Origin of the sequence: Enterococcus sp. 5B3_DIV0040, assembly GCF_002140755.1 — a bacterium.
Classification (GTDB): domain Bacteria; phylum Bacillota; class Bacilli; order Lactobacillales; family Enterococcaceae; genus Enterococcus_D; species Enterococcus_D casseliflavus.
On the sequence record NZ_NGLC01000001.1, the window covers coordinates 2,468,742 to 2,492,918 of the forward strand.

A 24,177-nucleotide genomic window follows, 5' to 3' on the forward strand; every position below is an offset into this window, starting at 1 on the left:
AGGCATGTAAATTTTTCAAAAACACATGTAAAGCTTTTTCTATACATGTGAATTTCAGCGGATTCTTTAGTGATATACCTTGTTTTTATCCCCTTCAAACAAAACTCAAGTCCATGAATTTCTTTACATAAGGAGTGATGACTATGACAAAATACAAAGAGATCGTTGATCAGTTGCGGACAGATATTTATGAAGGAGTTTTTCCAGCTTTATCAAAACTACCGGAACAAACGGCGTTAGCCAAACGATTTCAAACCTCGCGAATGACGATCCAAAAAGCGCTAAATCAATTGAAGCAAGAAGGCCTGATTTCTACCAAAAGAGGTCATGGCACCTATGTCAATTCAGCGACCTACCAAGGACAGATCAATGAGTATATCGGTTTAGTCAACCGATATGGCGGACGGCATAAAGTGCAAAGTAAAATCATTAGTTTCAATGTACGTTTTCCAGAAGCCAACGAAATGGATTACTTGTCTTTGCGAGAAAACGAACCTGTTTATGATATCGTACGACTGCGCTATGTTGATAACGAACCCTTTGAATTGGAGTACACGATCATGCCCATCAAAACCATTCCCGATATTGATATGGCGATCCTTGAACACTCGATCTATCGATATATCACTGATTCCTTACATCTCAAAATAGGTCCCGCCATACGTAAAATCCGTGCCGACAAAGCAGATTCCTATGATATCAAATATTTAGAAGTCGATCCCAATGATCCGATCTTAGAATTAGAACAAGTTGCTCGTCTCTCCGACGGACGGCCCTTCGAATTTTCGCAAACTCGTTATCCATACCAAAATCGTGAGATTTACTATCTTTCTGAACCTTAATGGCAAAAAAACAAGTCTGAAGAAAACTCAGACTTGTTTTTATTGTCCAGGGAAGGTGAATTCGTTAAGATTCTTCGGTTTTTTTCGCCGTTCGCTCAGGGCTGACCCAAACACCGCTGCCGTAGCCAAGGATGGTCTTGACGGCTGGAATAAAGGTAGTGACGATCGTTATGGCATTGATCATCCAGTAAAACAGCATGTAAAAAGGGGCAAAACGGAAATACTTCAGCTTGCTGCGGTTATCATCCGCCAAGAGGCTGGTAAATAGCTGCATGACCCCCGCAATCATCTCGAAACAAACGAAGAGAAAGGCCATCGTAAACATATGATAGATCCGTTCGTAATTCCCAGTTGCACCATAATAGATCAGATAGAAGACAAACAAGGCAGATGAAAGCCAGAAAAAGAATGACCAAATGATACTTAATGTTTGATCGACAAACATAGCGGTTCGACCAATGTTTTCAAAAGGATGCAAAAAGACCTTTTTAAAGTTGGTCAGCCATACTTCTGTACCGCCCTTCGCCCAGCGTTTCCGTTGTCGGTAGAGCATCTTGAGTGTTTCTGGCACCTCCATGAAAAACATCACTCGTGAAGCAAATAAAGACAGCCAACCTCGGAATTGGTGGTCCCAGGCAATACTGATATCTTCTGTTGCTCGATTTTGTCGAAACAGACCCACGTCCATCAAGGCCGCGCGGCGATACATCGTATTGGCACCGCTATAGGCATAGATGACGCCGAAAACGGCTTGCTGTGTCCGTTTGATAATTCCTACGATACTTGAAAACTCAACAGTTTGTGATTTTCCTACGATCGTTGTGCGGTTTTGAACGTCCATATTCGCCGTAATGGCAGAGATATTGATGGAGTCTTGGCGGATGAAATAATTGACATATTTCCATAACGCATCAGGTTCAGGAACCGTATCTGCATCGTTGCTCAAGATCAATTCCCCTTTGGCAAACCCTACCCCAATATTAAAGGCATGGGCTTTTCCTTGGTTTTTTTCGATGCGCAACACTCTTAGATTTGGGTACTGTTCCATCAATCGGCCTAATATCACAGGAGTTTGATCCGTTGAACCATCATCAGTCACCAACACCTCATAATTGCTGTAGTTCAGATTGTTCATTAAATAATGAATCGTGTCTTCAATAACGATTTCTTCATTGTGAGCTGGTACCATAATCGTGATCATCGGCTCGATCTCTTCGGGGATCGGTATCCACTCTAATTGTCGATAACGGAACAAAAAACGATTGCAGATCACCCCGATGAACCAAGCAAAGCCGCCCAAAATGGGATACGTGAACAGAATCATTAAAACGACTGTTAAAAATGTATCCAACCACGGGAACCCAGTATCAAAATTGACAACCATCAGCCCACCCCATTTCTACGGAAAAGTTCTTGGATCTCTCTTTCTCCGATGTTTTGCTCCGGTGCAACCGCGTAGTATTTTGCCCCGTGGCGTTCTTCTTTCGTCCCGAAGCGTTCTTCGTAAAATGCTTCTAGCAACTCTTTGCGTTTTTCCAAGGCAGCTTCATCATGCATCGATTGCTTTTGCAGCAATCGTTTGAAGCGGCGGTTGTTCCTCAAAGTTAATAAAGCAAACGTAAGAATTAAAATCAAAAAAGAAATGCCTAAAAATAACGCCAAAAAATCAAAAGTCACTGCTTCTTCCAGATATGTTCGAAAGGCAATCCGATCCGCCAGATTCGGCAGCGTCAACGGAATGGCCAGCCAGACAAAGGGAACCAAGACCATCAGCCAAGCAAGAATCGTCAAAATCGTTTGGCGGGTCTTTAAAGCGGAACGACCTTTTTGAAAATACGCATCGGTGACCAACCGTTCTTTGACTTCTTCCCGTGTCACTCGTTGTTTCATTTTACTCACTCCTTTAAAATAACTATTTATTTGCTGTGAAGAAAAAGAAGCAACAAAAGCAAGTCCTCTGGACCTGTTTCGTTCTTCTTCTGTTTGTCTCACTTGGATTTCTTGCCAACTTTCAACGCATTGAACAGCGTGTGAAATTGGCCTTTAAAGGACATCACTTGCTCAAACACATCTTCCCCATCATTCAGCATCTTGACAGTCACCCAGCCTAATGCCTCGGTGATACCACTAGCCACACTGGCATTGATTGCAGCTCCAGCAACGGTGCCGACTGCTGGGACAAATTTCAAGATATTGCCAACGGCACTGCGACCAAAACTCACAACGACTAGCTCTTTCGAAATACTTTTCGCTAACCCTTCACGCCATGTTCGCCCAAAAATACGATACAAACGGGCCATCATTGTCATCTGAACTGGCACAAGTAACACTGCATCTGAAAAGGGAATCGGTGAACAGCCGATGATCGCCGCCGTCAAAGAAGCCGCATGGATCGTGCGGTGGGCTTTTTTCCGCGTTTCATCATCTACGCCAACCAAAAACTCCTCAAACACCTGATCAAATTGATCCTTGCTTTTCGCTAACACTTTTTCCGCCTGGGCTTTTGATCCGTCATAGCCTTTCATCACCAGGGAAGCCGATTTTTTCGGCATTCGCTTCATGACATCCGCAAAAAAAGAAGTAAACTCCGCTTCTTCTTGCAGCTCTTCTCTCGTTTGACTTTGCTCGACTTGAACGGACTGTTCCGTTAATAATTCATTTTCGTTTTGCTTCTTTTTGCGTTTTATCCATGGTTTTTTCAAAGAAATGTCTCCTTCTTTCGACTCGTTGTTCATTTAAAAATCAAAGTGAGCCATGATTTTGTTCCTCTTTCTATTTTAGCTCAGGTTTTTCAAGATAGCGAAAATGTAGCTTGAGAGAGCTTACACTTGCTGAAAAATGCAAATTTGCATCTTTAGATTATTTATTTATATTATCGTTTTTTTATGCTATGATACACAAAAGGAGTGGATCGAATGAAAAAGAAATTGAATTGGAAAGTCCTTTTTTATCTAGGCTTATTGACTTACTTTCTTTTAAGCGGGATCTTCGCATTCTTTGGAGTCGAAATACCGTTTCTTTATAAACGTTGATCTTCACATTTTCTCAGAACCATATCATTCAACTCTTTGCTCTATGTTGAGAGAATCCATCATTCTATCGTCCATTCAATCTAATCAGAAAAGGTGATTTTCTTGTCCATTTTATTTGATCTATTGCAGCTGCTTGCCGTTATCTGTATCGCGTATTTATTGTTCACAAAAAACCATTTCCTCAAACAATTAACTGCTGTTCAGAAAATGGTCTTTGTCGTTTTATGTATTTCGGTGATACTGCCGGCTCTCTACGAATTTATTACTGGTTTTGCGCAGGGATTTTGGGAACGGTTGTAATTGACGTTCCTTACAAAACTCGCTGCCTTTACAAGACAAATAGATAGCTTATATCTACCAATCCTTTCTCCTTTTATTCAAGCAATGAACCAATTCTTTGGTGCTTAGAATACTAAGAAGAAAGGTTTTTTGTCTTTTTCTGTGTTGAAGTATTTTTAGATCGCACAAAAAAAGAACCCCTCAAAAGAGGAGTTCTCAAGGCTTGCTTACATCATGCCGCCCATACCCATTGATGGGTCCATTGCAGGAGCTGCTGGCGCTGCTGGTTCTGGTTTGTCGGCAACGACTGCTTCAGTTGTTAACAATAATGCGGCAACAGAAGCTGCGTTTTGTAATGCAGAACGCGTCACTTTTGTTGGGTCAACGATCCCAGCTTCTAGCATGTTTACCCATTCGCCAGTTGCTGCATTGAAACCAACGCCTAAGTCAGCGTTTTTCAATTTGTCGATGATAACTGAACCTTCGTAGCCTGCATTTTCAGCAATTTGACGAACTGGTTCTTCTAAGGCACGTAAAACGATTTTGACACCTGTTGCTGCATCGCCATCTGTTTCGATTTCTGCAACTTTGTTGATGACATTCACTAAGGCAGTTCCCCCACCTGAGACCATGCCTTCTTCAACAGCGGCACGTGTTGCATTCAATGCATCTTCAATACGTAATTTCAATTCTTTCAATTCAGTTTCAGTTGGTGCCCCAACTTTGATCACTGCAACCCCACCAGCAAGTTTTGCTAAGCGTTCTTGTAGTTTTTCACGGTCAAAGTCAGAAGTTGTATCAGCGATTTGGTTTTTGATCAATTGAACGCGTGCGTCAATTGCTTCTTTTTCACCAGCACCTTCAACGATTGTTGTGTTGTCTTTATCCACAACCACTTTGCTTGCTTGACCTAAGTTATCGATGGTTGCATCTTTCAGCTCAAGACCTAAGTCTTCAGTGATCACTGTACCACCAGTTAAGATCGCAATGTCTTCTAGCATTGCTTTACGACGGTCACCAAATCCTGGTGCTTTCACTGCAACAACATTGAATGTTCCACGGATTTTGTTCAATACAAGTGTTGGTAATGCTTCGCCATCAACGTCATCAGCGATGATCAATAATGGTTTTGATTGTTGTAAGATTTGTTCTAACAATGGCAAGATATCTTGGATGTTAGAGATTTTTTTGTCAGTGATCAAGATGTATGGATTTTCTAACGCTGCTTCCATTTTATCGTTGTCAGTTACCATGTATTGTGATAAGTAACCACGATCAAATTGCATTCCTTCCACAACATCTAATTCTGTTTCGATCCCTTTTGATTCTTCAATAGTGATAACACCGTCATTGCCGACTTTTTCCATTGCATCAGCGATGTATTGACCAACTTTTTCACTACCAGAAGAAACAGCACCAACTTGTGCGATTGCTTCTTTTGAATCAACGATTGATGAAATGTTGTGTAGCTCTTCTACAGCCACTTTTGTTGCCATTTCGATCCCACGACGAATACCTAATGGGTTCGCACCAGCGGTGACATTTTTCAATCCTTCACGAACGATTGCTTGTGTCAATAACGTAGCAGTCGTTGTTCCGTCACCAGCGATATCGTTTGTTTTTGAAGCGACTTCAGAAACAAGTTTTGCGCCCATGTTTTCAAAATGATCTTCTAATTCGATTTCTTTAGCGATCGTTACACCGTCATTTGTGATCAATGGTGAACCGTAAGATTTTTCTAAAACCACGTTACGACCTTTAGGGCCTAAGGTTACTTTTACTGTATCTGCTAATTTATCTACCCCACGAAGCATTGCTGCGCGTGCGTCTTCTGCAAATTTGATTTCTTTTGCCATGATTTCATCACCTCAAGTATTTTTTATTTTTCTTATTCTACTACTGCAATGATATCTTTTGCAGCAACGATCAAATATTCTGTTCCTTCATATTTCACTTCTGTGCCAGCGTATTTTTCGAACATTACTTGTTCGCCAACGTTGACAGCAACAGGAGCTTTTTCACCGTTTTCGAGCGTGCGTCCTTCGCCGACTGCAATAACGGTACCCGTTTGTGGTTTTTCTTTTGCTGCTGATGCAAGCACGATTCCGCCTACAGTTTTTTCTTCTTCTTTTGCGACTTCGATAATCACACGATCACCTAATGGTCTTAACACGATAAATCCCTCCAATGAATGTTATAGAATTTAGCATTAGCACTCTCTTATATCGAGTGCTAACTTACAGTTTCAATATTACTCATTTTCCCAAATTTTTGCAAGCCTTTTGCTAAATTTTTTTTGCATTTCTAATTGATTGATAAATATAGTAGGATTTTTTGTTTCTAGAAGCAACCTAGTCTATAATGAAGCAAAGGAGTGTGAGGAAACAACTATGTCTTTATCAAAATATTCTTTGTCCACGATTCTTACTTACGGCATCGTCTTTTTTCTACCGATCGCCTTCGTCCCTAGCGGACATCAAGTAGCAGCAACAACGATCGGTTACTTAGCTGGTGCAGCGATCATGTTTTTCTTGTATTTCAAACAAACAGAACCGCTATCGTTTGAACACAAAAAAACCAAAGTCTCAGCGATTCTTATTTACGGGCTAACCGGCATTGTCGCAGCGATTTTGTTACAAAATCTAGCCATCTTTATCGAATCCTTTTTCGGAGAAGTCAGCGCTTCGCAAAATACCGAAAACATCATTGCCATCGTGGTGCAAAACCCACTCTTTGCTCTCGCAGCAATGGTCGGTGGGCCAATTATGGAGGAATTTGTCTTCCGCAGAGCCTTAGTTGGCATCATTGGGAAATACAGCAATGTTTGGGTTGGTGTAGTGGTCAGCGCCGTAGCCTTTGCCTTTGCCCACAATGACAATCATCTCTTAGTCTATATTTTCTTAGGACTGTTCTTTTCTGGGCTTTATGCTTTGACCGGCAGTATTTGGACTTCCATGATCACCCATGTGGGAATGAACACTTTAGTTATTATTATTCAGTTATTGCTTCATTACGGCTATATCCAAATGCCCTAAAGAAAAAACGCTACGCAGAAATTTTGCGTAACGTTTTTTTCTTTAGACCTTCGTGCCATTGGACGCAATCACTTGCTGATACCATGCAAATGAATCTTTCTTCTGACGAGCAAGGGTTCCATTTCCTTCATTGTCTTTGTCCACATAGATCACACCATAGCGTTTCTTCATTTCCCCTGTCCCCGCAGAAATCAAGTCAATGATGCCCCACGGTGTATAACCTAATAAGTCGACGCCATCATAAGCTACTGCTTCTTTCATCATTTCGATATGGGCTTTTAGGTAGTCAATACGGTAGTCATCGTGGATTTGTCCATCCTCTTCCACCGTATCCACCGCACCAAAGCCATTTTCTACAATGAAAAGCGGCAATTCGTAGCGTTCGTTAAACCAGTTCAGGGCATAGCGCAAGCCTACGGGATCAATCTGCCAGCCCCATTCAGAAGCATCGACATAAGGATTGTCCACCAGATCTTGGCTCTCATCATAGTCATAGGTTGGATCATTCTCCTTGCCTTTGATCGCAAAAGACATATAGTAGCTAAAACCAATGTAGTCAACACAACCTTTTGCCAAAGCTGCTTCATCTTCAGGGGTGATATCTAAATCAAATTGTTTTCTTTCAAAATAGCTGCGCATATAACTCGGATAGTGCCCACGGGCATGAACATCTGAAAACCAATAGCGCCGTTGCATGGCCACCGTAGCTGCCATCATGTCTTTGGGATCGCAAGAATACGGATAGATTGGGCACATCGCGATCATCGATCCGATTTGAAACGCAGGATTGATCGCATGTCCTAGCGCCACCGCTTTTGCACTGGCAACGAGCTCGTAATGAGCTGCTTGGTACATGACTTTTTCTCGGTCTTCTCCTTCCGTAAAGAACAGACCAGAATTGGTAAATGGCGCAAAATCTTCTTTATAGTTTGCTTGATTATTGATTTCATTGAAGGTCATCCAATACTTCACTTTCTTTTGATAGCGCGTAAAACAAACTTCTGCAAAGCGGACAAACAAATCGATCAACTTACGGTTACGCCAACCTCCGTATTCGGTCACTAAATGATAAGGCATTTCAAAGTGAGACAGGGTAATGACTGGCTCGATGCCATAGCGTAAACACTCATCGAATAATTGATCATAAAAGGCCAGGCCTTCCTCATTCGGCTCGTGCTCATCCCCCTTTGGAAAAATACGGGTCCAGGCAATCGATGTTCGGAAGCACTTCAACCCTAATTCGGCAAAAAGCTTGATGTCTTCAGGATACCGATGATAAAAATCGATCGCTTCATGATTGGGATAGCTTTCGCCCGGTTGGATACCTTCCGTGATTCGGCGAGGAATTCCGTTGCCTCCGACAGTCATGACATCAGCGACACTCACGCCTTTTCCACCCTCACGATAGCCGCCTTCCAATTGGTGAGCAGCGACTGCGCCACCCCATAAAAAATCGCTTCTTAGTTTATTCATTTCTATTCAACCTGCTTCCTTGGTATTAAACGATCTCTGTTTCTTGTTTATAGTTCAAACTATCGACCTTACGAATAAAAGGATAGTAAATAAAGAAGCCGATTGCTAAAACAACAAATTGTAAGATAGCGGTACGAATGCCACCTACTAGAAAACCTGAAATGATCGGCGGGGTCGTCCATGGAACTTGCACAGCAGTAAATAGCGGTACGATACCGGTATAAAGTGCAAAATACGTGATCACGCCTGAAACCATCGGTGTCAAAATAAATGGTAATACCATGATTGGGTTCATGACGATCGGTGTCGCAAAAATAATTGGTTCATTGATATTAAAGAATGCCGGGATCAAGGAAAGACGTCCTAATTGTTTGAACTGCGCCGAACGGGCAAAAGCCACCATGTATAGCACGATCCCAATCGTCATTCCTGCGCCAGTTACCGTCATAAATTGATCCAAAAACTGCTGGGTCACGATGTGTCCGCCATTTTCTAATGTCAATGCTTTACCAGATTCAAGAATAGCCGTATTGGCTAATGAATTGGCTTGTAAAATTGGTCCCATGATCCCGCCCACGATCGTCGAACCATGAACCCCAAAGAACCACAAGAATGGCACTAAGAAGCCTAGCATCATTGCACCACCAAGAGAATCCGTCACCCCTTGCATTGGACTTTGAATCACGGTGTAGATCCATTCGACCACGGTTGTTTGAAAAACTTTATCAAAGAAAATATAAATGCCTAATGCGATGGTCGTCAAAACAGCGGCTGGAATCAATGCTGTAAATGAGTTTGCGACATTGGTGGGTACTTGCTCTGGCAGTTTGATTCGGATGTCGCGTTTCAAGAACCACGTATAACCCCAACCCACAAAAAGTCCCACTAAGATGGCACTGATCATTCCTTGTCCACCGGTCCACGTCTTATCAATGACATTTGCGATGGTCACATTTGCTTCAGCATCCGTCACACTTGACTCCATAGTTAATAAGAAAATAACTAAACCAATCATTCCTGCAGGGAGTCCTTCGTAACCTTCTGCTTTTACATATGAATAGGCGATGCCCATTACGGCGAAAAAGGCCATAATTGCAAAAGAGGCGCCATAGGCTTGGTTGAAGTATTCACCTAAGCCGCTATTCGTTACCCAATCCGCAATCGACTGGACGGGAAAGTTTGCTAATAGCAGGAAAATCGATCCTACGATTGAAAAGGGCATCGTATAGAGCATACCGTTTCTTAATGCAGTGATTGCTTTCGTATTGACAAATTTTAATATTGGGGGTAATAATTTCTCATTGATCCATTCGTTCATCTCACATCACTCCTAAAATAAAATTCCATCCACTGGCCAGTGAATTCGCTTACAAATAAATCTTAATAGATAATATTCCCCTTGCCTATAGCTTTTCCAAGTTATGAAACATGTTCCAACAAAAAAAACAGCCGAAGCTGTTTTTTTACGATCACTTAGATTTGCTTGTAGACTTGATGGGCTAAAAGTTCGATCAGTGTAATCACCGGGACTTGCGTCGTCAGGTTCAAATCGACTTCTTTTCCCCCACTGACGACGGGCATATAGTAGGAAATATTGTAATCTGCCATTTGGGCGATCGTCGATTTTTCATCATTGGTGATGCTGAGTACTTTTGCCCCATACCGTTTGAAGTCCTCCGTTTGCTTGATCATTTGAATGGTTTCCCCCGAAACTGATAAAATGATCGCTAACGTATTTTCCATCCCACGAGGCGGTACTGGCAAAAAGGGATCGACGATGCTATAGGCATTGATGCCTAAATTAGCAAAATAGCGACTGCCATAGGTGCCAAGAATGCCACTTGTGCCGATACCTGAAAACGCCACATGGCGTGCGGAAAGAATCAGTTCTACCGCTGGCTGGATAAACTTACGGTAATCTTCATTATTGACTTTTTTTAAAAATGTATTGACTTGGATCGTTGCATCATAGAAAAGATCAAACGCTCGTGCATCTTGTTCCTTTTTTTGACAGATCGCATACTTTAACTCTGAATACCCGCGATAGCCTAATTTCGTGATACATCGTAAAATCGTCGAGGTCGAGACATGGCATGCAGCTGAAAATTCGCGGATCGTCAACTGATCGATCTCTTCAAAATGCTGGACAATGTACTTGTAAACAGCCATTTCAAGCTCGTTCAGACGCTTGATTTTTTCTTCATCAAACATACCTGCTGCCTCCACCCGACAATTTTATCCTTTGTTTGATCGATTAGATTGCAAATAATTCCGTCGCTTTGTCAGGATCGGTATCATAGACTTCAAATGTTTCTCCAACACCTAGATCATGTTCTTTCATGGTGTTGACCATCGTTAAGTGCGCCAACTCTTTCAAGTTGTTTTCTTTACTTAAATGACCAAGATAGACCCGTTTGGTATTGTCGGTCAAGATATCCGTCATGACCAGAGCGCCATCTTCATTCGATAAGTGACCACGGTCTCCAAGAATTCGTTGTTTGAGGCTCCATGGGTAAGGGCCCATTCGCAGCATTTCTAGGTCATGGTTGCTTTCCACAAGATACGCATCGGCGCCTTTGATAATGCCTCGCACATGATCGCTGCAATAACCGGTATCCGTCAACATTACGAATGATTTGCCGTCTTTATGGAAACGATAAAATTGCGGCGCTGCAGCATCGTGAGAGACGCCAAAGCTTTCAATGTCCAAGTCACCCAAGGTCAGCACTTTTCCCATTTCAAAGATATGTTTTTGTTCGACAGCGACGTTACCGATCATTGGATCCATCGCTTGCCATGTTTTTGTATTCGCATAGACATCAAGTTTGTATTTTCGCGCCAGTACTCCGACACCGTGGATATGATCTCGATGTTCGTGGGTCACAAGAATGGCGTCCAAATCTTCTGGTTTACGCCCTACTTCATCCAATAATGAAGTGATCTTCTTGCCGCTCAAACCGGCATCCACTAAGATCCGCTTTTTATTGCTTTCGATATAGAGCGAATTTCCTGAGCTTCCGCTGGCTAGAATACTTACTTGAAAGGCATTTTCCTTCATCATGGTTTACGTGACTTCCTCTCTGGTTGTTTCAACGAGTTCCATTATACCCGCTTTTTTATGGATTTTCTACCTTTTGAACGGCATTATTCGTGATGATCCGATTGCTAAAGGCATTGACCGTTTCGATTTGGATGGTGTCATCGCCATCTAATTGGAACGCAATAAACCATGCAGGAATGTACACATTTTTTTCCCTAACCTTCAAAATCATCGTATAGGCTAATTCCGTCCAGAGAATTTTCGAGTGACTCGGCAGCTTGTTGTTTAGATAAAGCGTATTTACTGCTTCTTTTTCTGAATAGACCGTCATCTTTTCCCTTAGAGGCGTAATATTGGAGATATGTGTTTGCGTGTAACGAGCAATCTGCAATAGATCATCCGTTTGTTCTAAGGTGATATCGATTCGACTTGAGCTGTCATTGAAAGGAATGCCTTCATAGGATTGAACCGCCACCACGGTCGGATGATTGGCGTTCAAGACAGAGAGGTTTTCCAAATAGTCATATTCATCCCCAAACAGGACTTGATCTTTTCGTTGCAAAAAACCATTGACGGTTTCTTCCGTTTGAGAATCATCACTGATGTAAAAGCCATTGGTTGAGACATGGATCAACTGCTGCCCTTTGACCGTCGACCCTCTTTTGAACTGCGTATTGAGTTGCGGATTTCGTAGCTCCACATCAAAATCCGTCTGTTCACCGCTCAAATAATAGCCACTCAAGACCTCATCTGATAATTCGCCAGAATACCGAATGTCCTCAGACTCGAGACGTTGTTCGATAGGAATCGTTTGGTTTGATTGTGAAACCATCTGATGCTCGCTGCGAGCCTCACTGTAAACATTGAATAAAAAGACGTTCAGACCAAGAAAAGCGAGGAAAAAAATCCATTCGATTCGTTTAAAATCCAATTAATTCTCCTCCGTTTCTGCTAATTTTGTCATTAATGCATCATAACTGATCCAAGACGAGTCATAATTGACATACCAAGCAGGCGTCAAATCAACGAGTGGTGCATCTTTGATCTCCCCCCATTGATAGCCAACGATGATCTGTTGCAATAAATCAGGATCAGCCCCTGCCGCAATCAGCTCATTTTTGACCGACAAACTAGAGGGCAATTCAATCTCGGTTTCAGAAGGAATCGGCACTTGAATCGCGTTCAAACTGGCAGAAATCGTCATTTCCCGACTGCCGGTCTGACCACTTTCTGAAAAAGCCACACTGATCACCCCTTGACCACCAGTACTAAAGACTGGATAGCCTTCAACGAAAACCCGATAATCCAAGTGCTTGTCTTGTTGATCAAAATAGCGGATCGTCCCAAAATTGTTGCCTAAACGAATAATATAATCCGCACTCAACATCGCCAGATCCGTTTCATCGGAACTGTCTGTGGTAGTTTCAAACTTGACTTGCTGCTGATCTTGCAAGACCGTCATGTTTTGCCCACCTTCATAATAGTAGGTATCGACACTTTCATCATTGATCTTGACGTTTTTAGGATTGCTGAAAAAAGCTTCTCGAAATAAGCTCTGAGATTGGGTCGAAGAATAGTAGCTGTATTTTTTCAGCTTGATCGAATCCTGCGTATAATATTGCTTGCTGGATCGTTCTTCATCTGCCACCATTGTGGTCCATTCCCGAGGGTTGTCTGCTAGTAAGTGTTTTACTTGGCTTTTGTCCCAGTCGATTTTGCCTCGCACCACTCGTTGATGGGTAAAATCAACAAATTGGATCGTGTTTTCTTCAAGGTCAAACTGGATGCGGGAAAACGGAAAATCCTCTGTTTCACTTTCGTCCTCTAAGGACAGCTCTTTTTCAAAGGTTTTCTCATAATCTTTCAAGTAAAACGTTGTATAGTAGTTTAAGGACACCCCTTGATTGACTTCTTGGGCTTTTGAAAAAGCTTGTTCCTCGCCATAGGTTCGCAGCGTCAAATCACTGATCGTTGCCTCATTGATCGCCTCTTGGATCTCACGAATCACCGCTTCAGAGTTGGTTTCTTTGATCGCGTCCTCGTCATTCCAAGTCAAATACAGGGGCAAAAACAAATCGCTTTTTTGTTTGTAGGTTTGAACCGAAGGATTGACGCCGGTATCTGTTTCCGTGCTGGCATTGTTGAACCCAGTCGGATTCAGCCAAATCATATAGGAGAAATAAAAACTCAAGGCGATCATCACGATCAAGCCTACACGAATGATTTTTTCTGAGATTCTCATACCCACCAATCCTCCTCATACGGTTCATACGGCAACATGATGTAAAATGTTGACCCGCGATTTTCTCGACTTTCCGCCCAAATCGCACCGCCATGAGCTTTGATGACTTCTCGTGAGATCGCCAATCCTAAGCCAGTACCTCCTTGCTGACGGGCACGAGCTTTGTCGACTCGGTAAAAACGATCAAAGATCTTCGTGAGATCTTTTTTCGGAATCCCTAGTCCTTGGTCATTGATGCTAAGTACGATGTTGTTATGGGTCTCCATCAATTTCACCGTAATGATCCCGCCATCTGGCGAATATTTGATGGCATTATTCATGATGTTATCGATCACTTGGATCATTTTATCGGTGTCGACTTCCACCCACAATTCTCGTTTAGTGAACTCCCGACGAATCAAGTATTTTTTGCTTTCATTCGTCACCATCATGTCAAAACGATCCAACACGAAATTGACCATTTCATTGAAGTTGATGTATTCCAACTGCAGTTGCGAATTGCCGCTATCCATCCGCGACAGACTCAACAAGTCATTGATCATCCGAATCATTCGATCCGTTTCATCCAACGTCACTTTCAAAAAGTTCGGCGCAATTTCTGGGTCTTTCCAAGCACCCTCACTCAACGCTTCGATGTAGCTGCGCATACTCGTTAATGGTGTCCGTAACTCATGAGAAACGTTGGAAACGAACTCTCGCCGTTCCTGTTCATTTTTTTCTTGCTCTGTAACATCGTGCATCACCGCAACTAACCCAGAAATAAAGCCAGACTCCCGACGAATCATGGAGAAATCGATGCGCAAAATCATATTTGCTCCCGTCAAATCATTGCTAGGACGCTCCAACAGCATGTCTTCAGGATTTTCCAAAAGCTTTCGTAACGTGTATTCTTCATCGATTTCCAATAACGTCAAAATCGACTGCCCGATCGCTTCTTCGTTGCTGACATTTAACAAGGACATCGCCATCTCATTGATGGTAATGACTTTGCCTCGTCGGTCGGTGGCAACAACGCCGTCTGTCATGTGAGACAAGACGCTGTCCAAGCGGTTTCGCTCGGATTCCATCGCCTCTTGAGTCTCTTCGATTCGTTCTCCTAGTTGATTAAAGGTCTCCGCCAGTTGCCCCAATTCATCTTTTCCATGAATCGCGACCTTGCGGCTATAATCTCCTTTGGCGATGCGAATCGCTTGTTCGCGCATCTCCCCGATCGGTTGGGTGATGGAACGAGAGACCAATAGTGCCACAATGATCGAAATCACTGCCGCAATCAGCGAGGCTGTCACAAAAATGACCGCAGTCGTACTGACTTCATTGTATTTTGACTCAAGATTGCTCCGTAAATAAAGGGTTCCTAAAACGGTATCCCCTGTCGGTGATTGGATCGACTGCACGATATTGAACACCCGCTGGCCGCTGGATTCATCATAGAGGACTTCACTGCGGTTCGTATCGTAATCACGGTAATCATTTTTTTCTCCCACCGAGCCACGATCATTGATATTGGTGGTTGCACGAATGATCCCTTGCTCATCCACCACCCGCATCTCCAAAATTTCCGATGAGTTGGTACTCGTTAAGATTCGATTCAAGGAAGCATTCATGGAATCCCAATCTAAACCGTCATCATTATCCATTCGACTCAATTCAGAGCCTAACGTTACCACTAACGTGCTGGCACGTGCCTCCATGTCGCGTTTGAAGGCATCGACCGTTGTTCTTTCCAATTCGCGAATAAAATACGCCCCGATAATCTGGATCGCAATCAATAAGATCAAGATAAAAGTCAGGGCGATTTTGAAGTTCACCGATTGAAAAAAGCGAACTTTATTTTTCATAGCTTATTCCTGTTCTGGGTTCCGCAAGTAATAGCCCACTCCGCGACGAGTAACCAAATAATTTGGATGGCTCGGGCTGTCTTCGATTTTTTCACGTAAACGACGCACCGTCACGTCAACGGTCCGAACATCACCAAAGTAGTCATAGCCCCAAACCGTTTGCAATAAATGCTCCCGGGTCATCACTTGACCAAGATGTTTTGCCAAGTAGTGCATCAATTCAAACTCCCGGTGCGTCAATTCGATGGCTGCACCATTTTTAGTGACCATGTACGCATCAGGATGAATGGTTAAATCACCAATCGTTAATTCGCTGTTGGCGTTATCGTCTGCTTCCTTCGCAGCTGCCGAGCCACGACGCAGATTGGCTTTGACGCGGGCCACCAATTCCCGGTTTGAAAATGGTTTGGTTACATAATCGTCCGCACCAAGCTCGAGGCCTAGTACTTTATCGATTTCAGAATCTTTTGCTGTGACCATGATGATCGGCATGTCATGGGTTTTGCGCACTTCCCGTGCAACTTCCAACCCATCCATTTTTGGCAGCATCAAATCAAGCAAAATCAGATCAGGATCGACCTCGGCTACTTTTTCTAATGCCTCTTCTCCATCATAGGCGGTATATACTTCATATCCTTCTTTGGTTAAATTAAATTTGACGATATCAGAAATTGGTTTCTCATCGTCCACGACTAGGATCTTTTTCAAAAATGTCACCTCAATTTTTTTTGGTTTCTTACTTATTATACATTATTTAAACGGGCTTTTCATCTTTCCCAAAAACCGCGGCCTTATTCTTAAGGAAAGCACAAAAAAAGAAAGGCACGGGGCCTTTCTTTTTTACTCTTCTAAAAGCTGGATACCGATCCCTAACAACCCAGGACCCGTGTGGACGACTAATGCGGGAGAAATTTGTCCAAATAAGATTTCTTTGACCTTAGGAAATTCGGCTTCTAATCGTGCTTTCATTTCTTTGGCTTCTTGCAGTGCATCACCTTGCGCCACAGCTAAACGCACATGGCGATGATCACCGATGAATTGCTTGATCAAGTCAACGGTTTTGTCCAAGCTTTTCTTCCGTCCACGAGATTTTGCGACCGTATAGTAGATCCCTTCTTCATTACAAGAGATAATTGGATTCAATTTCAAGGCATTGCCTAAGATGGATGCAACCAGACCGATGCGGCCGCCTTTTTGTAAATACTCTAAGGTAGCTACGTTGAAAAAGACTTTGTTTTTCGGCACTTCATTCGTTAATTGTGCCCGCAGTTCTTCCCAAGTCACGCCTTTTTCTAACAGTTCTGCTGCACGAATCGCTTGCAGCCCTGCACCGATTCCGATATTTTTCGTATCAAGCACGAAAACCTCAAGATCCGTCCGTTGTTCACCTAACAGGCGAACGACGTTAAACGTTCCGCTCAATCCGCTGGAGATGGTTACGGCAAAGACTTTCTCATACCCATCGGCTTTGATCCGATCAAAGATTTCCCCGATCGCAGCACCGTCAGGTAACGAGGTACTAGGGATCTCTTGCGGCAAGCGCTCGTAAATTTCTTCCGCAGTAATATCAACTTTATCGGTATAGGTCCGATCCTTGTAGATAATTTGCAATGGCAGCATATACATGCCGTATTGCTCCATGATCTGTGCGGGAACATCGGTACCTGAATCAACTAATAGGGCAATTTTCTCTTTATTCATGGGCTTCTCCTTTATGTGTGTCTAAATAAATGACTTCTAATTCAATCGTTTTTTCTGCCAATAGTTTGTTGGCAAAGGAACGCGTCGCACCTTTCATGGCTACTAATTCAATTGGGATCGGTTCCGACGTCATTTGTTCGGGTTCTCCCATCGCTTCTTTGCCGACAAGGTGGATCGCTTTTTCTTGTTCTTCACAAAATACATTGTAGGCATTTCTGATGCCGACAACTTTCCCTTGAAAAAGGATCCCCGTCTTTATTTCAGGAATCGTCAGCACTTGCTTGAGCATCGTGATCGCAATCAAAAATGCGAGATGCTTTTGATTGTAACGTTTCTTCTCTGGTGCTGGAATCATCCCTTTTTTGACATAATTATTGACCATGGAAGAGGTCAATAGCGGATGCTTTTCCGTTTGGATCACCGGCGATAAATATTGATCGATCAATGTGATCACCTGATCCATATACAGTTCCAGCGTTGGCAATTCTTCCCATCTCGGCAGGTGGAATTTCAGCAATGAATTGCCCCAATTTTTCATGTCTGCTTGTAATTTTTCCATGTCATCCTCCATTTTGACGAACAGAAGGTTAGATTATCACAAACTAATCATCTAGTTTTGATAACTAGATACATTTTATCACGGTTTTCTGAGTTTTTAAAGCAATCTGATCAATCTTTTAAGAATTTCCTATCATTTGAATTTGGGAAACAAATGGTGTTTTATTAAGATAACGCCAGTTTCTCAACTGAAAAAAGCGCATATTTTTTTCAAAAGAATGATTGATTTTTCAACAATGGAGTGCTAAGATAATGAAGTACTTTTGGTACGGGCCGTTAGCTCAGTTGGTAGAGCAGCTGACTCTTAATCAAATGCTCTGTTTGTGAAAATAGATTTATAAAGCTTTATAAATAGGCTTTTAGTTTGTGCATTTTTTGTTGGCAACATATTGCCAACAAACTGCCAACGAAAAAAATAAGAAACAACACTGCAAAGATATTCTTTCTTGTTTTTTTATTTTTTAAACCCAAATGCGTTTTCTAACGCTTCTGCTGCACAATCTTTTACTCCTGCAGTTAAATGCGTATATAAATTAGCAGTTGTCGAATACGATGCATGTCCCAGCCATTCTTGAATGGATTTCATATTCTGTCCACTATCTAACATTATTGAAGCATTAGAATGACGCAAGTCATGAAAGCGAATTTTTTTCAATCCATTTTTCTTAATCAATTTACTCAAACGATGCGTTACATATTGAGGTTTCATCAACCGTCCATCTTCCATAGTAAATACGTACTCATTATCTTCTAAAAGATAATCGTCTCCTAAAAGAATACGATTATCTTGTTGCCATTTCGCTTGATTTACTAATGCTCGTTCAATCGTTTCAACCAAAGGCAACGTACGATAGCTGGAAGAGTTCTTTGTTTGATCTTTCTTTATTAACTCGGACATGTTCTCTGGATTTTCTATAATCACATGATTTATCACGATTTTTTTGTTTAAAAAATCAATAGCAGACCATTTTAATCCTAAAACTTCACTTCTTCGCAATCCATAAAATGCTGTTAAAAGAACTACTAAATAGAGCTTTTCTTCTGACAAAATATCAAGTAATTCCAAGATCTCTTGTTGATTATAAACTTGAGAAACAAATTGTTTCTTTTTTGGCTTTCTTACTTTATCTGCTACATTTGTACTTATCATTTCTGTAATAAAAGCCTCTTGAAGAGCTTTGCGTATAAATGCGTGATAATGAATAACCGTATTGGCTGTACAGTCATCATCAAGCATATATTGATAAAAATCCTGTAAATGATAAGGCTTTAACCTATTTAGCTTAATTTTTTTAGGGTAGAAAAACTTGTAAATTCGATTATGGACGTAATGCTTATACCCAACATATGTGTTAAATTCTACTTGTTTTTTTGATACTTCCAAATAATTAAGCAAATAGTCATAAAACAATAAATCTGGATTAGCACATTCACATTCCATAGCTAATTGACTTTCCAACTCTAATAAAAATTCATCTCTAATTTTTTCTGCTCGTTTTTTATTTCCTTTCTTTTTTAATTTTGTATCTTTCCACTTTTGTCTAATTTTTCCGTTAGAGTCTTTGTAAGATACAACTACTTGTAATGTCCCTCTTTTTTCAATTATGTTTGCTCTTAATTTCAATTCAATCTCTCCTCTTAAACTGAAATATCGGCAAAAATTTTGACTATTCTATTATAGCATGATTTTTACCCTCATCTTGTATTTTTAATAAGTACTCAATCACAGCTTTTTTAGGAATTTTATACCTTGTTCCAATTTTTATATTTTCTATTGATCTATCTCTCAGCAGATCGTAAGCTTTATTTCTTCCAATATTCAACATTTTAGTCAAATCAGTAATTTTCAATAGAGATGGATAACTCTCAAATATTTTTTCATAATCTTGAAAATCCATAAATTCACTTCCAATCTGATAATAAGTATTGAACTTTTTTCATTTAAGTGTTAAAATAACAAAGTATTAAATTGGGCTGTTAGCTCAGTTGGTAGAGCAGATGACTCTTAATCATCGGGTCGCGGGTTCGAGCCCCTCACAGCCCATTGGGTGCCAAACCCTTAAATACAGTAAAAACGTTGGTGCTTAGCATTTAGAAAACGTATATACTGTATTTTTTTGTTCCACAAAAATACTATAGTATCCCTGTTTCCAACCAAAATACTATAATCTATTTTTTAGGTAAAAAATGATTATGAGTAATGAAATCGCTAAAGTAAATAGCATCATGTAAATTTAGTTTTTATAGTACTTAAATTTAAATAGGTATGTTTTGACATTTCATTTTCAGTATAGTTTTGTAATTTTTTATAATTGTTATATTACTCAAGTCTTAAAAATAATAAAAAATGTTGAAATCAACATGTGAAAACAATTCTTAATCAGCTGCTTTTGTCACAAGCACATAGGAATTTCACCTCTCCCCAAGTTTACGGCGAGCCTTACGGAAGTATCATTATCCCAACTTCAAATCATCGCTTTTTATTGACTATAAAAATTATTTTAGAATTTTAATCGCTCCTTCTTTACAATAAGAGATCATGGCGCAACTAAAATATGCTCCTTGAAATGTTAACGTACTGATAGAATTTATATAATTTTCAATGACCAATAGTTTTTCTACCTAAAAGAATCTTTTAATATTGGCTAGATTAGTAGATTCTTTTAGGTAGAAAAAAGTGGAAAGGGGACTATTTTAATTAGTTAATTTTGAATCTCACCATAGCTTTTATTAATTTAATTTCTAGCTGTCTCAACATATACTCATCTACATAGGTAATAAATTGACCGACCTCATTAAATCCATTTGTTAAACACAACTTAGCCATATAATTATGATAGTGTTTAAGTATCATTTTGATCGAAATTGGATCTTCTTCCATAGCAGATAAGATAATGGATGTTGGGACTAATGGATAATGTCGATTTCTTTGTTTGTCTACCATAAGCCATACTCCATTCTCAATTGCTCAACTGCCTTCGTTCGTTGATACCAGATACCACTAGTACTCATATTAAGAATTTTACCGATTTCAGTATCATTAAAACCTGCAAAATAATAAAGCAAAATAATTTTTCTTCTTAAATTCGATAACTGATCAATTGCTGCTGATAGCTTTTGATCTGAAATCAAGATATCCATTCCAAATAAGGAATAAATATCTTGCTCATCAAAATTAGTTTGTATATACTTACCTTCATTTGCATCATTCAGCGGTTCCTCATTTTCCTTTATTCTAGAGTTTTGTTTTCTAATAGACTTAGCTTCATTTCGTAATACTTTTTTGCAGTAGGCATCAAACTGGTGCTGTATAGATATATCGTTTCGTTGCATGATAATATGCTCCTTTTATCCCCTTTCCACTAATACAACGATCAGAAAGTGCCTTTTTTTCGAAAAATAAAAAAAATAAATAAAATGAACTTAATATTTTGAGTCTATATATCGTTTCAATAACATCTTATATTTTGCAATAGAATAAATAAATGGGTCTTTACAGTTCTTCTTAAGTTATAAGAATTTACATTTTTAGAAGGAAATCAAACGAATAGGGATAGAAATAAAGTAAATATCCACACACAAAACCAGTTTTTTAACAGATCTAGAAGAATTCACTACTCAATATCCTCTTAAAAAATCTTTTATATGAGCACCAACCACTCACATCCCTATCTCTCTTTCATTATTTAAATAGATCTATGTACTATTGATTACTTATAGTGTCTCTAATTCGATTCTCTGCCTCTTATTTCCAAGTATATTTTTTAATTGTATTTATTAAACCCAAACGCACGCACATAATACCCTTTAGACCGAAAACTTTTATTTCTATATTTATATTTCAAATTCGCATGTTTTTCATCGATTAAGGTTACACTTCATCCTTTTAAGTAGTCCACAAAGCTGTAAATAGGGATCTTCGGCAGTATTCTTACTAACAAATGAATGTGATTAGGCATCGCGTGAACTTCAATAATTTCAACATCTTTCATCTCACATAATTATTTTACTATCTGACAATACTTGTTCTTAACTTTCCATAAATCACTTCTCGTCGATACTTCGGGGTGAAAACTATGTGATCCTTATAATTCCATCTCGGTCGTATAGTCAAGAGGGATCTCACCTCAAGCCTCTCACGGAACAGTACGTGATAGTCTCCCATCATACAGCTCTTATTATCAATTCATTGGCATATAGTCATTTCCGTATGATAGAAGAGATTTGGACTACTTTTTGATGACATTCTTCTTAGTAGTCTTTGCGGTTTATTCAATCGATTTTTGGCCGATTTGTGTGTTTTTCTTAACCATCTTATCAATGTCAGATTCATATAATTACTTCTTTTCCTGATAACTTCACTTTTATTGAACCTCATAAAATAATTAATCCATCCTCGAATAATGAGATTCGAACTCTCCACTCCAGCAAGCAGATAATCAAAGTGGTATTCGCTTCTTTTATAGCTAACTTAGTTTTGTTTCTGAAACTCTTTGCGGCACTTTTACTTACTGCTGGAATAAATCCTGTGAAATAAACGCCATATCAATTTTTACATAATCGATTTCGAAGGAAGTAGCCCAGAAATTCAAAACTATTTTCTTCATTTGACTAATCATTTTTCTTTTAAACAATTTTTCTTTTACATAGATAAATTTCAAGAAAACAATCTTTCATTCGTTTTTTTCATTTCTTTCATAAGATAGAATACTTACATTTTCGGTATACTAAATCAGGCCATCATCTACATATCTCACCATGGATTTTCTGGAAATATCGTTCTCATACACAAGTCAAATTCATAGTGTATATATGAATTGGTTAGAATTGGACGGATAACACTTCCTTGAGATGTACCAAATTTTCTTTCTTCTCACCATTTGATAATCGAATTGGAGCTGTTATAAATCTTTGATAATACAATAAAACCATTTTCTTTAACATTTCTGCTCATAATTACTAGTATTTTTTCATGGTTGATAAAATCAAATAACCCTACACTATCAAATTCGACAATCCAAGGATATTTGAAACACCTCGTTCTCGTAATTCTAATAGTAACTAACGCAGATTAATTCAATCTGTAACCGTAGAAGTTTTCTAAAAATTTTTTTCTAACCTAAGTTCTATTCGATTTCTGACTATCATTTGAACAACACGATCTTCTATTATTAGAATGTCTAAAAGACTAGTCTTTCCAATTCTCTTTGAAATACCAACACCTCTAACAGCTTTCGAGAAATAACTTCCAAATGTTATTCGATTCCATAATCTGTTTAATTGATCTTTTCATTTTTTGTCAAATGTATGAAGACCAACGTCATAAATCCCATTCGCACCTTTATTTGTTTTACATGTTTGTATGCATATAATGCTTTGTTCTGTGTAGTTTTAAATTATTTCCCTCACTTCATAAAATGCTCTCATTCACTTGTTTGTTAAATAAAAGAAGTTGTGATAATAGATCCCTTCACTACAAATTCTTTCATACCTGATTTATTCCTAATTGCTTTCATTCTCGCATATGTGTTTGCTTGAATGTTTCACTTATTATTACAAATCAGGATTCCCCTATTCCTTTCAAAAGCCTATACCTGCATATCAACTATGGAAGACCTACTTCCATCTTTTAAAAAGCATTGCCTAGGAAATACCTTTCCTCCTTCAATTCCCCTCACATTCAGGACACACTATATGCTAAACTTTTATCATCGTTAAACAAAAAAAACTCCTTTCGATCTAATATGCGGTTGATAACCACTATTAGTATATTGAAAGGAGTTTTTATCGCTAAAGATATCTCGACCACAAGTAGAAAAGTACTTTTTTGTTTCGTACGCTACACGAACAAAATTGACTAAAATCATAAATGAAAAGCTCTTCTCTTCTGAGCATGAATAGCTTCTAACTTCTATTCATGCTCTTTCTTTTTATAACCAAGTAATTTCAATATGCTCATAAAAATAGGTCCACCAGTAAAAGTATACAAACTATTACTTGCTTCGCCCGTTTTAGATAATTCTTCAAAGAAAACTAATGCTGATTTCTTTTGATATGAAACAATAGTAGCTTTTGATTCACTTGTATTGCCTAATTTATCAGTATTCCCTTATTTAACAAGATCAACTTTATTTTAG

24 protein-coding genes, 1 tRNA gene and 1 pseudogene are annotated in these 24,177 nt (G+C 39.7%); 4 read left to right on the plus strand and 22 right to left on the minus strand.

Features of this window, described 5'->3' with window-relative positions; all coding sequences use genetic code 11:
* Positions 1-143: 143 nt before the first annotated feature.
* Positions 144-842, plus strand: a complete 699-nt coding sequence (locus tag A5883_RS11610; protein WP_034858220.1) for a GntR family transcriptional regulator — start codon at positions 144-146, stop codon at positions 840-842.
* A 64-nt stretch (positions 843-906) separates the two neighbouring features.
* On the opposite strand, the gene A5883_RS11615 is transcribed toward A5883_RS11610, so the two are convergent.
* The 3 genes from A5883_RS11615 to A5883_RS11625 form a co-directional block, all read right to left on the minus strand.
* Positions 907-2,226 carry a glycosyltransferase family 2 protein gene (locus A5883_RS11615; RefSeq protein ID WP_086338618.1) on the minus strand — a complete coding sequence of 440 codons (1,320 nt, stop codon included), beginning with the start codon at positions 2,224-2,226 and terminating at the stop codon, positions 907-909.
* Entirely contained in the window at positions 2,226-2,732 is a 507-nt protein-coding gene (locus A5883_RS11620) for a hypothetical protein (RefSeq protein WP_034858218.1), read from the minus strand. Before A5883_RS11620 ends, A5883_RS11615 begins: the two co-directional genes overlap by 1 nt.
* Before the next feature lie 98 nt (positions 2,733-2,830).
* Positions 2,831-3,577, minus strand: a complete 747-nt coding sequence (locus A5883_RS11625) for a YcjF family protein (protein WP_016610552.1) — start codon at positions 3,575-3,577, stop codon at positions 2,831-2,833.
* Between the two features lie 390 nt (positions 3,578-3,967).
* On the opposite strand from A5883_RS11625, the gene A5883_RS11630 reads away from it, so the two are divergent.
* Complete coding sequence (locus A5883_RS11630; protein WP_223597468.1) at positions 3,968-4,174, plus strand: hypothetical protein; 207 nt, start codon at positions 3,968-3,970, stop codon at positions 4,172-4,174.
* A gap of 206 nt (positions 4,175-4,380) precedes the next feature.
* Here A5883_RS11630 and groL read toward each other — a convergent pair whose 3' ends face one another.
* Together groL and groES are read right to left on the minus strand one after the other, a co-directional pair.
* Positions 4,381-6,009, minus strand: coding sequence for a chaperonin GroEL (groL, locus tag A5883_RS11635; protein WP_005237384.1), 1,629 nt, complete (start codon positions 6,007-6,009; stop codon positions 4,381-4,383).
* 32 nt (positions 6,010-6,041) lie between these two features.
* On the minus strand, positions 6,042-6,326 hold the full coding sequence (gene groES / locus A5883_RS11640; protein ID WP_005225291.1) for a co-chaperone GroES: 285 nt from the start codon (positions 6,324-6,326) through the stop codon (positions 6,042-6,044).
* 217 nt (positions 6,327-6,543) lie between these two features.
* Between groES and A5883_RS11645 the strand changes: the two genes are divergently transcribed.
* Positions 6,544-7,188 (plus strand): CPBP family intramembrane glutamic endopeptidase, encoded by a 645-nt coding sequence (locus A5883_RS11645; protein ID WP_005225290.1) that lies wholly within the window; start codon positions 6,544-6,546, stop codon positions 7,186-7,188.
* A 42-nt stretch (positions 7,189-7,230) separates the two neighbouring features.
* On the opposite strand, the gene A5883_RS11650 is transcribed toward A5883_RS11645, so the two are convergent.
* The 12 genes from A5883_RS11650 to A5883_RS11705 all read right to left on the minus strand — a co-directional run bounded on the left by A5883_RS11650 (position 7,231) and on the right by A5883_RS11705 (position 19,938).
* Positions 7,231-8,661 (minus strand): 6-phospho-beta-glucosidase, encoded by a 1,431-nt coding sequence (locus tag A5883_RS11650; protein ID WP_086338619.1) that lies wholly within the window; start codon positions 8,659-8,661, stop codon positions 7,231-7,233.
* Between the two features lie 25 nt (positions 8,662-8,686).
* Entirely contained in the window at positions 8,687-9,979 is a 1,293-nt protein-coding gene (locus A5883_RS11655; RefSeq protein ID WP_005225288.1) for a PTS sugar transporter subunit IIC, read from the minus strand.
* Positions 9,980-10,134: 155 nt separating this feature from the next.
* Positions 10,135-10,872, minus strand: coding sequence for a MurR/RpiR family transcriptional regulator (locus A5883_RS11660; protein WP_034858213.1), 738 nt, complete (start codon positions 10,870-10,872; stop codon positions 10,135-10,137).
* Between the two features lie 43 nt (positions 10,873-10,915).
* The gene (locus tag A5883_RS11665) at positions 10,916-11,722 is read right to left on the minus strand and encodes an MBL fold metallo-hydrolase (RefSeq protein ID WP_005231151.1); all 807 of its coding nucleotides are present in this window, start codon (positions 11,720-11,722) and stop codon (positions 10,916-10,918) included.
* 55 nt (positions 11,723-11,777) lie between these two features.
* A complete protein-coding gene (locus A5883_RS11670) occupies positions 11,778-12,632 on the minus strand; it encodes a two-component system regulatory protein YycI (protein WP_005225285.1) in 855 nt (284 codons plus the stop codon).
* Entirely contained in the window at positions 12,633-13,943 is a 1,311-nt protein-coding gene (locus A5883_RS11675) for a YycH family regulatory protein (protein WP_016610546.1), read from the minus strand.
* The gene (walK, locus tag A5883_RS11680) at positions 13,940-15,781 is read right to left on the minus strand and encodes a cell wall metabolism sensor histidine kinase WalK (protein ID WP_016610545.1); all 1,842 of its coding nucleotides are present in this window, start codon (positions 15,779-15,781) and stop codon (positions 13,940-13,942) included. Before walK ends, A5883_RS11675 begins: the two co-directional genes overlap by 4 nt.
* 3 nt (positions 15,782-15,784) lie before the next feature.
* Entirely contained in the window at positions 15,785-16,489 is a 705-nt protein-coding gene (gene yycF / locus A5883_RS11685) for a response regulator YycF (protein ID WP_010747607.1), read from the minus strand.
* Between the two features lie 132 nt (positions 16,490-16,621).
* On the minus strand, positions 16,622-17,482 hold the full coding sequence (locus tag A5883_RS11690) for a DegV family protein (RefSeq protein WP_005225280.1): 861 nt from the start codon (positions 17,480-17,482) through the stop codon (positions 16,622-16,624).
* Positions 17,475-18,041: a DUF1836 domain-containing protein gene (locus tag A5883_RS11695; protein ID WP_034858210.1), complete on the minus strand. Its 567-nt coding sequence runs from the start codon at positions 18,039-18,041 to the stop codon at positions 17,475-17,477. Before A5883_RS11695 ends, A5883_RS11690 begins: the two co-directional genes overlap by 8 nt.
* A 453-nt stretch (positions 18,042-18,494) precedes the next feature.
* Positions 18,495-19,664, minus strand: coding sequence for a tyrosine-type recombinase/integrase (locus A5883_RS11700; RefSeq protein WP_086338620.1), 1,170 nt, complete (start codon positions 19,662-19,664; stop codon positions 18,495-18,497).
* Between the two features lie 43 nt (positions 19,665-19,707).
* Positions 19,708-19,938 (minus strand): helix-turn-helix domain-containing protein, encoded by a 231-nt coding sequence (locus tag A5883_RS11705; RefSeq protein ID WP_086338621.1) that lies wholly within the window; start codon positions 19,936-19,938, stop codon positions 19,708-19,710.
* Between the two features lie 73 nt (positions 19,939-20,011).
* Between A5883_RS11705 and A5883_RS11710 the strand changes: the two genes are divergently transcribed.
* Positions 20,012-20,084: transfer RNA gene (locus A5883_RS11710), tRNA-Lys, on the plus strand.
* A 654-nt stretch (positions 20,085-20,738) separates the two neighbouring features.
* Here A5883_RS11710 and A5883_RS11715 read toward each other — a convergent pair.
* The 5 genes and pseudogenes from A5883_RS11715 to A5883_RS19710 all read right to left on the minus strand — a co-directional run bounded on the left by A5883_RS11715 (position 20,739) and on the right by A5883_RS19710 (position 24,104).
* Positions 20,739-20,984, minus strand: a complete 246-nt coding sequence (locus tag A5883_RS11715) for a helix-turn-helix domain-containing protein (protein WP_086338622.1) — start codon at positions 20,982-20,984, stop codon at positions 20,739-20,741.
* On the minus strand, positions 20,978-21,373 hold the full coding sequence (locus tag A5883_RS11720; protein ID WP_086338623.1) for an RNA polymerase sigma factor: 396 nt from the start codon (positions 21,371-21,373) through the stop codon (positions 20,978-20,980). Before A5883_RS11720 ends, A5883_RS11715 begins: the two co-directional genes overlap by 7 nt.
* Before the next feature lie 431 nt (positions 21,374-21,804).
* Positions 21,805-22,166 (minus strand): annotated as a pseudogene (tnpA, locus tag A5883_RS11725) (IS200/IS605 family transposase).
* A 60-nt stretch (positions 22,167-22,226) separates the two neighbouring features.
* The gene (locus A5883_RS19705) at positions 22,227-22,463 is read right to left on the minus strand and encodes a group II intron maturase-specific domain-containing protein (protein WP_369596882.1); all 237 of its coding nucleotides are present in this window, start codon (positions 22,461-22,463) and stop codon (positions 22,227-22,229) included.
* 1,488 nt (positions 22,464-23,951) lie between these two features.
* A complete protein-coding gene (locus A5883_RS19710; protein WP_141108417.1) occupies positions 23,952-24,104 on the minus strand; it encodes an LPXTG cell wall anchor domain-containing protein in 153 nt (50 codons plus the stop codon).
* Positions 24,105-24,177: the final 73 nt, after the last annotated feature.